Below are 316 nucleotides of genomic sequence, written 5' to 3'. Positions count from 1 at the left end.
CTTATAGAAAGGTTATTGTTCAACATCCTAAAAAGCAATTTAAAAGATTACATAATGACGATTTTACTTATATTCCATTGAAGATTAATTTATCTGGTGTAGTACCAACCATTTTTGCTAATGCAATTTTATTGACACCTATTTCAATTGCAAATTTCTATAAGGGGCACGCTTTTTCTGATTTTATTTTGAATTACTTTATGGCAAATAAAGTAGTATATATTGTAGCCTATTTGGTGCTGATAGTATTTTTTAATTTTTTCTATACCAATTTTATATTTAATCCAGAGGAAAATGCAGATTTTCTTAAAAAAAT

1 pseudogene is annotated in these 316 nt (G+C 25.6%); it reads left to right on the top strand.

Annotation, left to right across the window (positions count from 1 at the left end):
• Window positions 1-316: pseudogene (locus tag WGMM_RS01365) on the top strand (preprotein translocase subunit SecY); the annotation flags it as partial.

The organism is Wolbachia endosymbiont of Glossina morsitans morsitans, assembly GCF_000689175.1.
In the GTDB taxonomy this organism is placed as follows: domain Bacteria; phylum Pseudomonadota; class Alphaproteobacteria; order Rickettsiales; family Anaplasmataceae; genus Wolbachia; species Wolbachia pipientis.
Note: the sequence above shows the minus strand (reverse complement) of the source record. Positions and strands in the feature narration are given on the sequence as shown.